Genomic DNA, 14,569 nt, shown 5'->3' with positions numbered 1-14,569 from the left:
CCGTGCACATCACCCGACGCCGACGCGTCACGCTCGCCACGATCCTGAGCCTTCTGGCCGTACTGACCACCACCGTGACACTGACCGGTACCGCCCGCGCGGGACTCCTGGATGGCGGCTGTCAACGCAGCGCCCTGCCGGTGAGCCTGTCATCTCATGCATCGACCCGTTACACCGTCGTCGGTTGGCTCTGCGGCGCCGACCGGTCGCGGGGTGAAACCGTCCAGGTTCTGGTGTCTGGCATGACATACGACCACCACTACTGGGACCTGCCATACCAGCCCGACGAGTACTCCTACGTCCAGGCCGCGATCCGCGACCACCACAGTGTGTTCAACATCGACCGGATCGGGATCGGCCAGAGCGACCACCCACCGGCCGACGAGGTCACCGTCACTGCCGAGGCGTATGTCACCCACCAGATCGTGCAGGCACTGCGGCAGGGCCGCGTGCAGCACATCCGGTTCGCCCGGGTGATCGGGGTCGGGCACTCCCTGGGCTCCGGGATCCTGACCGTTGAGGACGCTGGCTACCACGACCTCGACGCGCTCATCCTCACCGGGTTGCTCCACCAGGGCAGCATCGCGAGGATCGACCGGGTCATGAGCACGCTGCAGCCGGCTGCAGGTGACCCTCGCTTCGCCCGCATGAACATGCCCGCCGGTTACGACACGACGAGGCCAGGGGCAGCGACCCGGTTCGCGGACTTCTACGACCGTTCCGACGCCGACCCGGCGGTGGCCGGTCTCGACAACGCCTTCGCGCAGACCGTGACCAGCGGAGAAATCGCCGATGTGGGCGCCCTCTCCGACGTGACTGCCAGCCAGCAGGTTCACGTGCCGGTGCTGCTCGTCGTCGGCCAGAACGACTCCCTGGTGTGCGACCCGGGTCAGGGCCTGTCCTGCCGCACTCCGGGCGACATCTGCACCAGGGAGGCGCCGGACTTCCCGGCCAGCGGGAGCGTCGCCGCCTACGTCCTGCCGGACGCCGGGCACCCGGTCAACCTGCACTACCACGCCAACCGGTGGTACGCGGTCGCGATGAGGTGGGTCGATCACGGCTTCACCGCCTCGCGTCCCCCATCGAGGCGACCGCTTCAGGCACAACTCTGCGCGGCATAGCTTTCGTGGACGGCGACCCGGCCCAACCGGCAGCACCCACACGATTCTGCTGGCCAGGGCCGGGGCCGCCGGTCAGCCGCTTCTCTCCGACACCCGCTACTGGTCGACGCCGACGGCAACCTGCTGCTACAACGCGACACCAAAGGCGGAACCAGCACGGTCACCCCGTATCTGAGTAGCTCCGAGCAGCTGACCCTGAACACCGCCACCGGCACCCTGAGCGGACTGCGCCGCTACCCCGTCCCCGGCGGACCGACCGAGGTGCGCTCCTCCGACGGCACCCTGACCTATGAGTACACCAACGCGCAGAACACCGGCGAAGTCACCATCAGCGCCGATGCGAGTCAGACGGCGACCCGCCGCTACCTCACCCCCTACGGACAAACCTGCGGCACCAGCCCGATCGGATGGGTCGACAACCGGGCCTCCCTGAACCAGCCCACCGATCCGGTCACCCGTCTGGACCTGTTCGGCGACCGCAACTACGACCCGGCCACCGGACATTTCCTTCAACGCGACCCCGTACAGGAACTCACCGATCCGGGGCAGTTGAGCGGCTACACACTACGCGGCCGACAACCCGGTCAACGGCGCCGACCCAACCGGCGACTGCGCGTTCAGCGACGGCGACCTGTGCATCAGTCACGGCACCGACTTCGGCAAGACGCCGACCGGTGGATCGGGCCACGACGTCACGACCGGGGACCACAACTGCTGCACCGTGCACGGCAGCGGCAACAACAGCGGCCGCGGCGCGTCGAAATCGAAGCCGAAGAAGTGTGGCACGTTCGACCTGAAGTGCCACGCCAAGAAGCTGGCTCACGCGGCGAACACGTTCTACCAGGCACACAAGGCAATCATCGCCACCGTCGCCGACTACGCGGTCGGCACGCTCGCCTTCGGGCTCTACGAGGCCGCCACGGACGGGGCCGGAACCATCGCCTGCGCGGCCCTCGGCGGAGCCCTCGGCAACCTGGTCAACCACGCCCTGAACCCACAAGCCGGCGACGACAGCGATGGCGGGCGGCCCGGAGGCGTCGTGTGCCACCAGCACGACCCGATCGGCGTCTAGCTGGCTACCGACGGCGTCGATGACCGCGGCCAGGTCGCCGGCCTGGTTGGTCGCGGTGTACGGGTAGCCGGCCGGCTTGTTCGACCGGCCCCAGCCGAGGAAGTCGACCCTCACCACTGGTACCCGGCCCGCGAGGTGCGGCATGAGCCGGTCGTAGAGGTGCAGGCTGTCCGGGAAGCCGTGCATCAGGATCACCGGTACCCCGGGTGCCGGGCGTCACCTCGGCGTGCATGCGGTGCGGTCCACGAGGCACGCTCAGCGCCCGCTGCCTGCGTTGTCGTGTCCATCGGTACCGTCCACAGAGCGCGCGTAGCAACTCCCGCTCGGTCGTGGCGGCAGGAAACCAAACTGTGAGTTTCGGTCAGGCGACAGCGTGGGGTAGCTCTCCGGATCGCCACGCCAGTGCCGGACCTGTGCATTGTCGAACATCTCCAGGCTACGAGGGCGTCATTCGCCGGTCGCGCCATCGGTCGGTTCGCGGGCGGGTGTCGAGCGGCGCCGGGGCCCGCCGGCTGTACTTTGGTGGCCGGTGCGCCTGGGCGCAGACCGGCCCACCCGCGCAGCCGGGTCCGCCAGACCAACCCCGCCCTCACCCTGAACAGGCATTCCTTTACCACGCCGCTGGTTAGCCCATACTTTTAGCGCCGTCGAGTGACTCGCGAATGATGTCGGCGTGGCCGGCGTGCTGAGCGGTCTCGGCGATGATGTGTATCAGCACCCGGCGGGCCGACCACCGCGCGCCGGGCTCGAACCACGGGGCCTTCGGTAGCGGCTGGGTGGCGTCCAGGTCGGGCAGGGCGGCGACCAGCTCGTCGGTCTGGCGGGCCACCTCGGCGTAGTTGGCCAGCACTTGGGCCAGTGTCTCATCGGGTAGTAGCCGGAATTCGTCGGCCCGTCGGGCCCAGTCGGCCTCGGTCATGGTGGTGAAGTCGCCCATCGCCGATGGCCCCTTCAGGATGAAGTCCGCCCAGGTCCGCTCGACCGTGGTGACGTGTTTGATCAGGCCGCCCAGGCACAGCTCGCTGGCGGTGGTCCGCCGCCCGGCCTGCTCGTCGGTGAGGTCGCGGGTGGTGAAGCGCAGAAAGTGCCGGTGTTTGGCCAGCATCGCCAGCAGGTCGGCGCGCTCGCTCGTGGCGGGCGGCGCGTCGGCCAGGTCGTGGGTCGTCCGCTCATCGACGGTCGTGGTCTCGCTCATGGTCTGCGCCTTCCTTGTCCTGTTCCGTCGGTCGGGATCCACGCTAGGCTGCACTGCGGACACTTTCTGACCTAAATAGCGCGAGAATCGAAGATATGGCGAACACCAGCACCCGGACGCTGCGGCTGCTGTCCCTGCTGCAGACCCACCGGTACTGGCCGGGCGCCGAACTGGCGCAGCGGCTGGAGGTCTCGGTCCGCACCCTGCGCCGGGACATCGACCGGCTGCGCGAGCTGGGCTATCCGGTTGAAGCCCAGCGCGGCGTGGACGGCGGCTACCAGCTCACCGCGGGCGCGGCACTGCCGCCGCTCGTGGTCGACGACGAGGAGGCGGTCGCCCTGGCGGTAGGGCTGCAGGCCGCCGCGCGAAGCGCCGTGGAGGGCCTCGCCGAGTCCTCGGTGCGGGTGCTGGCCAAGGTGGTGCAGGTGATGCCGGCCCGGCTACGGCGCCAGGTCGAGGCGCTGGGCGCGATGACAACGCCCGCCGGCTGGGACGGCCCGGCCAGGCCAGGCGTCGACCCCGGTGTGCTCACCGTGGTCGCGCTGGCATGCCGGGACAGCGAGTACCTCCGCTTCTCCTACACCGCCGCCGGCGGCCAGCACACCGACCGGCACGTCGAACCGCATCGGCTGGTCTCCCTCGGCCGCCGCTGGTACCTGGCCGCCTACGACCTCACCCGGCACCAGTGGCGCAGCTTCCGGGTCGACCGCCTCACCGCGCCATACGGCACCGGCTCCCGGTTCCGCCCCCGCGACCTGCCCGCTGCCGACGCCGCCGAGTTCGTCCGCACCAGCCTGGGCGACCTGCCCCACCCGTACCGGGTGGAGGTCTTGGTCGACGCCCCAGCCGCGGCGGTGCGCGAGCGGATCGGCCGGTGGAGCACAGTCGAGCAACTCGACGCCGAGCACTGCCGGGTGCGTATGACCGCCGACTCCCTGGACTGGCCGACCATGGCACTGGGCACGCTCGGCGCCGACTTCCACGTCGTCGATCCGCCCGAACTGCTTGAGCAGATCCACGAATGGGGAGCCCGGTTCAAACGGGCCACGGGCGCGTGACTGTTGGCTGATACCCCGATCCGCCGACGACCATGGTTGCTGAACACGCCGTTAGATGAGAATGCCCTTTGGCGGCAGCAGAATCAGGCTTGCTGAAGGTCCATGCCTGCTGAGAACGGAGGGACATCTCGTAGGTGCGACTTTCTCATACTCGGGCGGTGGGTGCCGCCGAGTTCGACAAGTCGAATCTGGCGTCGGCGGCCGGTCTGGTGCCGGTGCTCGCGTTGGCTGGACGGTGTGGGCCCAGGCGCGACTGGGTGAGGTCGTGTTCCGTGGAACTTCAGTGATGGTCGACAACGGCAGCGGACGCATGCCGCCGGCCAGTACCTACTCATACGGCAAGCCCCTGGAGCTGAGCGAGATCGGTTGTTCGTCGATGTGGTCCACGTCGAAGACCCGCGACAGCGCGTCGAGAGAGGGCCCGTCGTCCCGGTCACCGTCGGCGGGGCACGGAACGCCAGCGGCCATCGCCGCCGTCCGGTAGGACGCCACCGCACGGCGCAGAACTTGCATGTCGTCGAGCATCAGACCTACCTTGACCGGGGCCCAGCACGGGCCACAGCTGCGAAACTGCGCCGGTGCTCATCCTGCCGGAAGCACGCGGAGCGCTGGTGTCGCATCGCCGTCCGGTAGGCCGCAGCTCTTGGCCCGGATCGAGCCATCGAAGCTTTCGCGGACAGGTCGGCGTGGCCGGCGCTCACATCACGAATCCAGGAGCTCGAGTGGTTGCGACAGGCGGCCGAGGTCGGGGTGCCCTTGGGCTGACGCTTCACCAGTTGCGGATACACCCGCTCGAGGTGCAGACCTTTACGTCACCGAGAACTCGGCCATTCTCCGAGCGGCGTACGGACGGCTCACGGACCTCGTCGGGCACTTCTTCAGTGCTGGCATCACTCCTACCTCCGTGACGTTGAGAATTTCCGACGAACCCCGAGCGGATCAGCGCGAGCAAAGATGTCGCGCTGAGTCCGTGCGACACACGGAACCACTGGGGGAATGCTGAGAGTCGATCAGCCTTTGCTTGCCAGACGTGCCGCCCGGCGGAGCAGGGCGTTGCCGCGCGCGGTCAGCGAGGTGAGCTTCCCGTGCGACGGTCACAGGGTCCAGGTGACCGCGGCCCGGCCGGATGATGAGACGCTCGTTCGGCCTCGACGCGATTCCCGCGTCGAGGCCGAACGACCGTGATCGGCCGGGGTCGAGTCGCCAGCACTCGCCAGAATTTCTCCTTGGCGACTACTCCGCGTAGGGCTGGTCCTTTCCCTGGGCGCTGTAACCGATGTCCCAGATGTAGCCGTCCAGGTCGGCGAAGGAACCGCCGTACCCACCCCACGGCTTGTTGGCGGCGGGCTTGAGGATCGTGGCGCCGGCCTTCTCAGCCTCCGCGATGATTTCGTCGACCCGCGCTTCGCTGCGGACTACGTACTTGAGGACCAGCCCGCTGAACCCGCTGCCCTCCGGACTCGCGCCCACCTCGGAGGCCAGGCCCTCGCGGCCGTAGAAGCCAACGAGCGAGCCGCCGTCCGAGACGAAGAACACCGAGACGCCGTAGTCCTGCTCAACCTTCCAGCCGAGACCCTCTGTGTAGAACCGCTTGGAGCGATCCATGTCGCGGACGCCGAGGAGGATCGAACTCACATGCGCTTTCATGCCTTGTCTCCTTTGATACGTGGCGGTCATGCACATGGCACGCTACGGACGCCTCCCTGACCGGCGCTTCTCGAATCCTGATCGATTCGGTCGCCTGTTTCGCCATCCAGCCCGCGGCCACCTTGGGCATCCTGCTGCGGGAGTCCACCCACGGGCATACCCGGACAGCAGGTCCATTACGGTCGCCCGGCGCCTCCGCCTCCATGCCCAGCAGAAACGCTGACCGCGGACCGGGCCCTGTCCGGTCTTGACGACCGATCATGAGTAGCGGAAACTCGTCCGGACGTGATGACGTTCGGGGAGGTAGCGCGGTGAAGATCCATCAGGTCAACAGCGCGACCATCTCGAAGCGTCTCGCGGTTAACGGCGTGTTCTTCCTGTTCCTCGCCCTTATTGTCAGGCTAGCTATCGACCGCGACGCGCACGCCGTCGCGGTCGGGCTGTACGTCTTCCTCGCCGTGGGGTTCGTCGTTCTTTTCTTCCGTTTGCTGTCGTTGCCAGGCAAGTGCTGGGTGGAGGTTACGTCCGAGAAGATCAGCTGGCGTGCCCCAGGCAAGCCGCGCCGGTTCGTGACGCCCACCGGCTCGGTGCCCCTGGCTGCGGTCGCAGGCTTCGAGGTCATGCCGCAGCAGCTCGAGATGCGCAAGGGTCGTCCGCTCAACGGCGAAACGGTCCGTCTGACCTTGACCGATGGCGGTACGGTCACGCTGCCACTTTGGTGCTCTGCGCTGCGTCGGACCCAACCATTCGAAGTACTTCTGGCGCAGCTGCGGTCAGCCACGAAAGATCACACCAACCGAGCCGACGCCACCCCCTGAGCCGTCGGATCGCAAGGCCAAACCTGTCGAACCACACTGACGGCAACTGGGCACATGCCTGATGTCCGGCTTTGTGTTATGGGCCAGCGACGTGAATGCGCTGCCGCTCGTGGTGCGATCGCCGATACTCGCCTGGGGAAACAAGTACACGTACGAGGTGAAGACCTTCTTCCACTGACAGGGACGGAATGCTGGAGGAAGAGTTGCCGCAGGTCCCTGACAGGAAGGACAAGGCGTCTGGACTGCGTGAGGACCGGCCGGGATTGGCCCGACTGCTGAAGGCCGGGGTGGCCGGCGAGTTCACGATGGTCAGGGTGACTGGTCAGGACCGTTTGGCCCGGTTCTGCACCCAGTGGCTTCCGGCGTTGCTGGCCCGTGATGGGTCAGTGTGGAGGTGCTGCATCCGAAGGTCCGTGCGGTCCTTGACGAGACGATCTCGCGTACGCCGGCGGCCGCACCGGACCCGATCAGCATCTCGCCGTTGGAGACGGTGAGCAGCTGACGAGCCCGGTGTCGCCGGACCGCCCGGCCTTCAGCCTGCGCACCGTGGCCTCCGCGACGTTGTACCTCGATCGGGACTCGGCGTCGCTGCTGTGACCCGATGGCGGTGCCAGCCGCCGGCCGGCGTCGCGCTGCCGTCCGAGGCAGTCGCATGATGTTGGCATGGACAGCCAGACAGCGCGACGCACCGAGCTTCGAGCCCTGCTGGGCGACCTGCCGGACCTCGACACCACCCCGACTGCCACCGTCGTCGCGATCGAGCACTATCCCGGGTACGAGGTACACCGGCTGCTGCTCGACCTCAACGGCATCGAGCCCGTGCCGGCCTGCTTCGTCAAGCCCGTCGACCGGGAGCGCGACCGGCTGCCGGTCGTGCTCTACACCCACGCGCACGGCGGCGACCTCACGATCGGCAAGGAGGAGCTGCTGCGCGGGCGACCCGAGTTGAGGACTCCACCGTACGCGCACGCGCTGACCCGGGCCGGGTACGCCGCGCTGTGTCTGGACATGTGGGGCTTCGGCGAGCGCCGCGGCCGCAGCCTCGACGAGCTGTTCAAGGTGATGATCTGGCACGGCCAGGTGCTGTGGGGGATGATGGTGTACGACAGTCTGAGGGCCGTGGACTACTTGGCTTCACGCTCCGATGTGGACACCGGCCGGATCGCCATCCTCGGCATGTCCATGGGCAGCACGATGGCGTGGTGGACGGCGGCGCTGGACACCCGGATCGCTGTCTGCGTTGACATCTGCTGCCTGACCGACTACCAGGCGCTGATCCGCGCCGGGGGGCTGGACCGGCACGGCGTCTACTACTATGTGCCGCGCCTTCTCACCCGCTTCACCACCGCCGGCATCAACGCGCTCATTGCGCCGCGACCGCACCTGGGGCTGGCCGGCCGGTACGACCCGCTCACCCCGGACGATGGCCTTGATGTCATCGACGAGCAGTTGCGGCGGGTCTACGCCGCGCTGGACGCGCCGGACGCCTGGCGGCTGTCGCGCTACCACTGTGGACACATCGAAACCGATGGCATGCGCGCTGAGGCGCTCGCGTTCCTGGCGACCTGGCTCTGACCCGGCCTGCTGCGGCCGGCCTGTGCCGCGCCTCGGCGACCCGGTTTCCGACCCGCTGCCGCGGCTTCCGGTGGGCGGGGAGTGGCTCGACGCTCGCGGCGCTCGCCAGTTGCGGTCAGGACCGTTAATCGGCCCGGAGGGATGGACGCTGCTGGGGTACTGGGTGTCGCCCCGGCGGTCGCCGCAGCACTGGCGAAGCCCGGCGCGAATGAGCGGGTCTGGCCGGCATTTCAGTTCATTCCCCGGGTGGACCTCCCGAACACGGTCGCCGATCCGGTGCTCCGGTTCGTGGCGCTGGCCGAGGGGCAGCAACCCGCGCGGCCGGTACCGCTGCCTCTGCTGTGGACGGTGCGGCAGGAGGACCGCGTGTATGGCTACGTCTCGTACGACAGCGAGGTGTTTGACTCGGACTGCGCGGCCGAGCGGATCCGGGCAAACCTCGCGCTGCTGGACGAACTCACGGTGGGTATCCCGGCGCCACAGACCGAGCCCCGATGACCGGTACCGCCCTCACCAGCCCAAGCGAGAGGTAGCGAGCGCTGGGCACGGCCCGTACCACCTGCTCTGCCGCGGTCATGAGCCGCGGGAAGGTGTCGGACCCGGCGATCACCAACGGCGGGACCTGGATGCCGGCCACGTGGTCGGCGGGCGCCGGGCAGCCCGGTAGCGCTCGCGATCGGAGTATCGCCGGCCGGCGACCGGTCCGGGTCGGGCCGGCGGCCCTGGATGAAGTTGCCGTCGGTGTCGTATGGCCAGACGTTGGGCGTGCGGCCGTTGAGTCCGGGCCCGGCGTCGCGTCACAGGGAACCTATCCGCCCCGGTGGAGGCGGCACGGTCAACCCAGACGCGAACCAGGGCCGCACCGACGTCGAAGCCCGCACCCAGGAAACCCGCTACCCCAACGGACGTCCGGCAGCCAACCAGGCGTAAGACCGGACCGCCCAGACGGGCCCCGGCGGCAACCAGGCAGCCCAAGACCGTTCGGGGCCGCCGGCTACCCAGGACACACTCCTGTTAGCTCACTAGTGTTCCGTGATCCTGTTTGCGTTACTCGGGGTTGTGGCTGATGCTGGCGTGGTGTTGACCGAGGAACACTCCGTAGAGCTGCGGATGTTGATCAACAGTCGGGATGTGTCGGCGACGGTTGCGACTCGGGCGCGGATCGTGTTGTGGACGGCCGAGCGCCGGCGTCGTAAGGATGTCGGCGAGTTAGCTGCGGTGTCACTGCCCACTGTGGATCGTTGGGTCAGGCGGTACCTCGAACGGGGACTGGACGGGTTGCATGACGATCCGCGTGGTGCTGGGCGAGAGCAAGTGCCGGGCTGGGTAGCGGCGCGGATCTTGGCATTGACCCGTATGACACCGCCCGCGGATACCGGGTTGTCACACTGGTCGAGCCGGGAGATGGCCAACTATCTCAGGCGCACTGAGAGAGTGTCGGTGTCCTGGCACTACGTTGCGAAGCTGTGGCGGGACAATGATCTCAGACCGCACCGGCAGGGCACGTTCAAACTGTCGCGGGACCCGCGCTTCGCGGACAAGGTCGCCGATGTGGTCGGGTTGTACCTCGACCCTCCTGGCGGGGCGGTGGTCCTATCGGTCGACGAGAAGACCCAGATCCAGGCATTGGACCGCAGCTAGCCGTTGCTGCCGTTGGACTTCGGTGTCACGGAGCAACGCACTCACGAATACCAGCGCCATGGCATCACCAACCTGTTCGCCGCCCTGGACGTGCGCTCGGGACGCGTGACCGCTACCTGCTACCCCGAACGCACCGGGCGACGGTTCCTGCAATTCCTTCGCGACGCCGTCAGGCCCCACACCGGTAAAGAGATCCATGTGGTGCTGGACAACCTGTCTACCCACACCACCCCGGACGTCAAGGCGTGGCTGGCCGTCAATCCAAACATCACGTTCCACTTCACTCCAGTCGGATCCAGCTGGTTGAACCAGATCGAAATCTGGTTCGGGATCATCACCCGCCGGTCGATCCGCCGTGGCACCTTCACCTCAGTCAACGCTCTCATCACGCGCATCCGCGATTACGTCGCGCATTGGAACACTGACGCCCAGCCGTTCGCATGGACCGCCACAGCCGACGAGATCCTCGCCAAGGTCCGCCTGGTCCAGACCAGCCTCAGGCAACTCGTCGACAACAACCAGAGTTAAGACGCCGTCAGAATTCGCTGCGATCGCAGTCGATCGGTTCGACCCAGCGCGCGCGATATGCGGGAGGATCCCAAGGCTCGGCGATGTAGATCCGTTCCCGGACCGTCTTCCCGCCGCGGAATTCCATAATCGCCACAACCGGGTGGGGGTCGTCGCCGTCGAATCGGAGCGTGAGCTCGACGACCTGTAGGTCAGGGGTACCCACACAACGATGAAGCTCGAACGCGGCGGGTCGTCCCGGGTATGCCTGACGTGAGGCGACGATGTTCGCCTTACCGCGGATACGTTCGCCGCTCTGGACGTACTCGAGAACGGCATCGTCGGCGTAGATCTCGCCGGCCAGCAGTTCGTCGTTGCCGATCGCCTCGAAGTGGCGCGTGATCGCTTGTGCCATCGTGCCGTCCAACTGATCCTCCCTCAGCCTCGCCTTCAGGAAGATAACCGACATCGGACCCGCCGCGCCGGCCCCACAAACGCGGAGACGTCGCAACGCCCAGCGGTGGCCACCAGCCGGCTCACCCGCTCGGCCCCGGATCCCCTTCGACACACCTGGGCCTGCCGTGGTCTTCGTCCTGCTATTCACCAGCAGTAATGGAACCACGGTCGAGTCCGCCGTCCCGGCATGCCAGGCACGGCGTTCTGCCATCCGTCTGCCACCCCGTCCCCGTGAGCAAGCGTCGCAATGACGCCCCGCGAGCATCGTTACCACCTGCTTCTCGGTCAACACCGGGCCGGCGTCAACCAAACCGAAGTAACACAAACAGACTCACGGGACACTAGGAACGGTGCGAGATCCCTCGCCGGAGGGAGCAGATTCCCTCCGGCCAGTGATGAATGCGGGGCAATAGCTCGGCACTGTGGGAGTACGGCGGCCGGACATCCTGGCCTGGCCTGAAGGCCGGAGTATCCACGGAAGGAATCCGATGACGACAGTGACAAAGACACCCGCTACCGGGCGGGGGGCGCCGCCTGCCGGGGGGATCCGGGCGGCCTGGGTGGCCGCTCACGCCCCCGCGGCGGGGGTTCCCCGGTGGGCCCGGGTCGCAGCCTGTGCTGTTCCGTTTACCGTGCTTCCCGCCAGCCTGTGGCGGATCGCCACGTGCACCTTCCACGTGCCGATCGTGCGCGGCGATGTTCTCTCCGGCGTCACCTCCTCAGGGGTGCCGGGACTGCCGCTCTGGCTGTACGTGATACTGCTGTCCATCGTCTCCGAATTGCTCGCGTTCACTGCGGTGGGATTGATTTCCACCTGGGGCGAGGTATTCCCGCGCTGGGTTCCGGTGCTGCGCGGGCGGCGGGTGCCGACCCTGGTCGCGGTCGTCCCCGCCGCGCTGGGCGCGGCCGTGCTGACGCTGCTGTGGACGTGGGTGGCGGTGACCTTGTCGCTGGGGCTGCGCATCGACGGTCGCCCGCAGCTTCAGGATGCCCCGGTGAGCTTCGGCGACTGGAAGGGACTCGTCGCGGTCGCGGCCTACGCGCCGTTGCTACTGTGGGGCCCGCTGCTGGCAGCGGTGACGGTAAGCTACTGGAGGCGCCGCCGCCGTGGCGGATGGCAGGGTGAGAGCCGTGAGCATGTTGCGTTCGGTGCTGAGGTTGCTGCTGGCGCCGGAAAGCTACCTGCGGGCGGTGTTCGTGCTGACCGGCGCGGCGCTCGCGCTGGCGCTCGGTGTCACTGACTTCACTATTGTTTTCCTGATGGCGGCGGCCGGCCCTCCGGTGTGGGTGACGGTTCTCGCCGGGGTGGTGCTCGTCGGCGGGCCGCTGTTAGTGGGCCTGGTCCCGGCGGTGCGGCAGGTCGAGGGCATGGCGGTGCAGAGTCTGCTGGCCGTCGAGTTCAGGGACGGACTGCCGGGGCCGGCCAGCAGCTGGCCCCAACGCCTGCGGACGCTGGGGTGGTTCCTCCTGCACGTGTTCACCGGCGCCGCGGTCGTCGGTGCCGTGCTGGCGCTGATCGCGATGGCGGGCAGCTGGTGGACGCTCCCGGCCGCGGCGGCGACGTTGCTCGGCACGCTGCTGACCGGCCGGTTCCTGGGCCGTCTCGGGCCGGTCCTGCTGGGGCCGTCCTATGCCGAGCGCCTGCAGCGCCTGGAGGCCGCCGCAGTCCGCGCCACCGAACGCAACCGGATCGCCCGCGAGATCCATGACAGCGTGGGGCATGCCCTGTCGGTGGTGAGCGTGCAGGCTGCCGCGGCCCGCAGGCTCATCGGGCGCGATCCCGGGTTCGCCGCCGACGCGCTCGGGACCATCGAGGCGGTCTCGCGCCGAGCGGCGGCGGAACTCGACGACATGCTCGGCTTGCTGCGCGACGAGACGCAGCGCCCCGCCGCGACGCCAACGCCGGATCTGGGCTCCCTCGACGGCCTCCTCGCCACGGCCCGGTCGTCCGGACTGGCCGTCGATGCGGCCGTGTCCGGTGACCTGTCCCTGCTGCCCGCGCTGATCAGCCGGGAGGCATACCGGGTGGTGCAGGAAGGTCTGACCAACGCGTTGAAGTACTCGGCTGACGGCACGGGGAAGCTCCGCCTGTCGCTCGGCCGTGACACCCTCGACATCCGGCTCGGCAACCCGGTCGGCCCGCGGGCGGGCCGCGGGGGCCGGGGGCTGGGCGGGATCAGCGAACGCGCCGCCGCTCTCGGCGGCACCGCCACCGCCGGCCGGCACGGCGCGGCGTGGACGCTTCGCGTGGTCCTGCCGGTCCGCCCGGCCCCACCCGATCACGCCCATCCGGCCGCCTGGCAACAGGGTGATGGGCCCCACCGCCGCGCTGGTCGCGAGGCCCCGCGGTGAGCCAGATCAGGGTCCTGCTGGCCGATGACGAGCCGCTCGTCCGCCGGGGCCTGCGGGCGATCCTGGAGTCCGAACCCGACCTCATCGTGGTTGGGGAGGCGGATGACGGCGCGGCCGTGGTCGCGCAAGCCCGACGGACGCGTCCCGACATCGTGCTGATGGACGTCCGGATGCCGCGCGTCGACGGGATCGCGGCTACCAGGCAGCTCGGTCGGTTCGACGGCGGCGGCCCGGCGGTCATCGTGGTGACCACGTTCGAGAACGACGAGTACGTCTACGACGCGCTGCAGGCGGGTGCACGGGGGTTCCTGCTCAAACGCTCCACCGCCGACGACTTCATCCAGGCGATCCGCGTGGTGCACAACGGCGAGTCACTGCTCTTCCCCGCCGCCATCCGCAGGCTCGCCACGCGCCGCGGCGGGCCGGAAGGCCGCAGACTCGCCGAAGCCAACCTCACCGACCGCGAAGCCGAGGTCCTGCGCCTGGTCGCGCAGGGCCGGTCCAACTCCGAAATCGCGGACGAGCTGTTCCTCGGAGTGGAGACTGTGAAGACCCACGTGCGCAACGTGCTGGCGAAGGTCGGCGTCCGGGACCGGGTCCAAGCCGTCATCGCGGCCTACGAAAGTGGCTTCATCCGCTGATGTGCTCAGCCGGGGGCGCGATGTAGGCCGGCTCTGCACGCCGTGCAGCAGCCGATCGCAGTCTCGTGCTTGTCTGACCCGATGGGCATCCCGGTCTGGAAGTCGTTACCTCCTGGTACCTGGTCGCCAGCGAGGACCACGCGATCCCGCCGGAGGGGCAGCGCAAGTTCGCCACCCGCATGGGCGCAACCACCATCGAGGTCTCTTCCGGCCACCTCGCGATGGTCTCCCGCCCCGGCGAGACGGTGCAGCTCATCGAGATAGCAGCCGAATCCAGCGTTGCGATGCCGGCAGGACGAGCGGGCGGATGACGGCTGCCGATCCAACTGCCCGATCTGCCAAACTGGCCTGGGACTCAGCGAGCTGTGCTGGCAGCGGCCAGACCGTGCTGAACTCCTCGCCAGGCTCGACAACCTTTCAAGCCGAAGGGCCGTGGTTGGACCTGGCCGTACCCGGGGTTGCCGGCCGTTGTCGCACCCGGCCTCG

General features: G+C 68.3%; 14 protein-coding genes and 1 pseudogene. 10 read left to right on the top strand and 5 right to left on the bottom strand.

The window, feature by feature from the left end; all coding sequences use genetic code 11:
* The first annotated feature begins 2 nt into the window (after positions 1-2).
* Positions 3-1,121 (top strand): alpha/beta fold hydrolase, encoded by a 1,119-nt coding sequence (locus tag Raf01_RS35310; protein WP_203922442.1) that lies wholly within the window; start codon positions 3-5, stop codon positions 1,119-1,121.
* 532 nt (positions 1,122-1,653) lie between these two features.
* Here Raf01_RS35310 and Raf01_RS51005 read toward each other — a convergent pair.
* The gene (locus Raf01_RS51005; RefSeq protein WP_373319668.1) at positions 1,654-2,337 is read right to left on the bottom strand and encodes an alpha/beta fold hydrolase; all 684 of its coding nucleotides are present in this window, start codon (positions 2,335-2,337) and stop codon (positions 1,654-1,656) included.
* A 481-nt stretch (positions 2,338-2,818) separates the two neighbouring features.
* The gene (locus tag Raf01_RS35300) at positions 2,819-3,388 is read right to left on the bottom strand and encodes a DinB family protein (protein WP_203922440.1); all 570 of its coding nucleotides are present in this window, start codon (positions 3,386-3,388) and stop codon (positions 2,819-2,821) included.
* A 95-nt stretch (positions 3,389-3,483) separates the two neighbouring features.
* On the opposite strand from Raf01_RS35300, the gene Raf01_RS35295 reads away from it, so the two are divergent.
* Complete coding sequence (locus Raf01_RS35295; RefSeq protein ID WP_203922439.1) at positions 3,484-4,446, top strand: helix-turn-helix transcriptional regulator; 963 nt, start codon at positions 3,484-3,486, stop codon at positions 4,444-4,446.
* Positions 4,447-4,773: 327 nt separating this feature from the next.
* On the opposite strand, the gene Raf01_RS35290 is transcribed toward Raf01_RS35295, so the two are convergent.
* Both Raf01_RS35290 and Raf01_RS35285 read right to left on the bottom strand, forming a co-directional pair.
* Positions 4,774-4,971, bottom strand: coding sequence for a hypothetical protein (locus Raf01_RS35290; RefSeq protein WP_203922438.1), 198 nt, complete (start codon positions 4,969-4,971; stop codon positions 4,774-4,776).
* 708 nt (positions 4,972-5,679) lie between these two features.
* On the bottom strand, positions 5,680-6,093 hold the full coding sequence (locus Raf01_RS35285; protein ID WP_203922437.1) for a VOC family protein: 414 nt from the start codon (positions 6,091-6,093) through the stop codon (positions 5,680-5,682).
* 311 nt (positions 6,094-6,404) lie between these two features.
* Between Raf01_RS35285 and Raf01_RS35280 the strand changes: the two genes are divergently transcribed.
* From Raf01_RS35280 to Raf01_RS35260, 5 genes and pseudogenes are all read left to right on the top strand, one after another.
* The gene (locus Raf01_RS35280) at positions 6,405-6,911 is read left to right on the top strand and encodes a hypothetical protein (protein WP_203922436.1); all 507 of its coding nucleotides are present in this window, start codon (positions 6,405-6,407) and stop codon (positions 6,909-6,911) included.
* Between the two features lie 188 nt (positions 6,912-7,099).
* The gene (locus Raf01_RS51000) at positions 7,100-7,405 is read left to right on the top strand and encodes a recombinase family protein (protein WP_203922435.1); all 306 of its coding nucleotides are present in this window, start codon (positions 7,100-7,102) and stop codon (positions 7,403-7,405) included.
* Positions 7,406-7,574: 169 nt separating this feature from the next.
* Complete coding sequence (locus Raf01_RS35270; RefSeq protein WP_203922434.1) at positions 7,575-8,486, top strand: dienelactone hydrolase family protein; 912 nt, start codon at positions 7,575-7,577, stop codon at positions 8,484-8,486.
* 141 nt (positions 8,487-8,627) lie between these two features.
* Entirely contained in the window at positions 8,628-8,984 is a 357-nt protein-coding gene (locus tag Raf01_RS35265) for a hypothetical protein (RefSeq protein WP_203922433.1), read from the top strand.
* A gap of 612 nt (positions 8,985-9,596) precedes the next feature.
* Positions 9,597-10,655: pseudogene (locus tag Raf01_RS35260) on the top strand (IS630 family transposase).
* Positions 10,656-10,662: 7 nt separating this feature from the next.
* Here the strand turns inward: Raf01_RS35260 and Raf01_RS35255 are convergent.
* On the bottom strand, positions 10,663-11,061 hold the full coding sequence (locus Raf01_RS35255) for a nuclear transport factor 2 family protein (protein WP_203922432.1): 399 nt from the start codon (positions 11,059-11,061) through the stop codon (positions 10,663-10,665).
* Between the two features lie 661 nt (positions 11,062-11,722).
* Between Raf01_RS35255 and Raf01_RS35250 the strand changes: the two genes are divergently transcribed.
* From Raf01_RS35250 to Raf01_RS35240, 3 genes are read left to right on the top strand one after another with little or no spacing between them, the layout of a single operon-like run.
* Positions 11,723-12,331, top strand: coding sequence for a hypothetical protein (locus Raf01_RS35250; protein ID WP_203922431.1), 609 nt, complete (start codon positions 11,723-11,725; stop codon positions 12,329-12,331).
* The gene (locus Raf01_RS35245) at positions 12,228-13,442 is read left to right on the top strand and encodes a sensor histidine kinase (protein WP_239134232.1); all 1,215 of its coding nucleotides are present in this window, start codon (positions 12,228-12,230) and stop codon (positions 13,440-13,442) included. The genes Raf01_RS35250 and Raf01_RS35245 overlap by 104 nt, the downstream gene beginning before the upstream one ends.
* On the top strand, positions 13,439-14,083 hold the full coding sequence (locus Raf01_RS35240; RefSeq protein WP_203922429.1) for a response regulator transcription factor: 645 nt from the start codon (positions 13,439-13,441) through the stop codon (positions 14,081-14,083). The genes Raf01_RS35245 and Raf01_RS35240 overlap by 4 nt, the downstream gene beginning before the upstream one ends.
* Positions 14,084-14,569 lie beyond the last annotated feature (486 nt).

The sequence above is a fragment of the Rugosimonospora africana genome, from assembly GCF_016862975.1.
In the GTDB taxonomy this organism is placed as follows: Bacteria; Actinomycetota; Actinomycetes; order Mycobacteriales; family Micromonosporaceae; genus Rugosimonospora; species Rugosimonospora africana.
The sequence above is the reverse complement of the archived record's forward strand: the minus strand, read 5'-3'. Positions and strand labels throughout refer to the sequence as shown.

What these genes read in the sequence shown, in the direction of transcription:
- Raf01_RS51000 (WP_203922435.1), top strand. Translation starts at nt 7,100, where the DNA reads ATGCTGGAGGAAGAGTTGCCGCAGGTCCCTGACAGGAAGGACAAGGCG.
- Raf01_RS35245 (WP_239134232.1), top strand. Translation starts at nt 12,228, where the DNA reads ATGTTGCGTTCGGTGCTGAGGTTGCTGCTGGCGCCGGAAAGCTACCTG.
- Raf01_RS35265 (WP_203922433.1), top strand. Translation starts at nt 8,628, where the DNA reads ATGGACGCTGCTGGGGTACTGGGTGTCGCCCCGGCGGTCGCCGCAGCA.
- Raf01_RS35285 (WP_203922437.1), bottom strand. Translation starts at nt 6,093, where the DNA reads ATGAAAGCGCATGTGAGTTCGATCCTCCTCGGCGTCCGCGACATGGAT.
- Raf01_RS51005 (WP_373319668.1), bottom strand. Translation starts at nt 2,337, where the DNA reads ATGCCGCACCTCGCGGGCCGGGTACCAGTGGTGAGGGTCGACTTCCTC.
- Raf01_RS35300 (WP_203922440.1), bottom strand. Translation starts at nt 3,388, where the DNA reads ATGAGCGAGACCACGACCGTCGATGAGCGGACGACCCACGACCTGGCC.
- Raf01_RS35270 (WP_203922434.1), top strand. Translation starts at nt 7,575, where the DNA reads ATGGACAGCCAGACAGCGCGACGCACCGAGCTTCGAGCCCTGCTGGGC.
- Raf01_RS35290 (WP_203922438.1), bottom strand. Translation starts at nt 4,971, where the DNA reads ATGCTCGACGACATGCAAGTTCTGCGCCGTGCGGTGGCGTCCTACCGG.
- Raf01_RS35295 (WP_203922439.1), top strand. Translation starts at nt 3,484, where the DNA reads ATGGCGAACACCAGCACCCGGACGCTGCGGCTGCTGTCCCTGCTGCAG.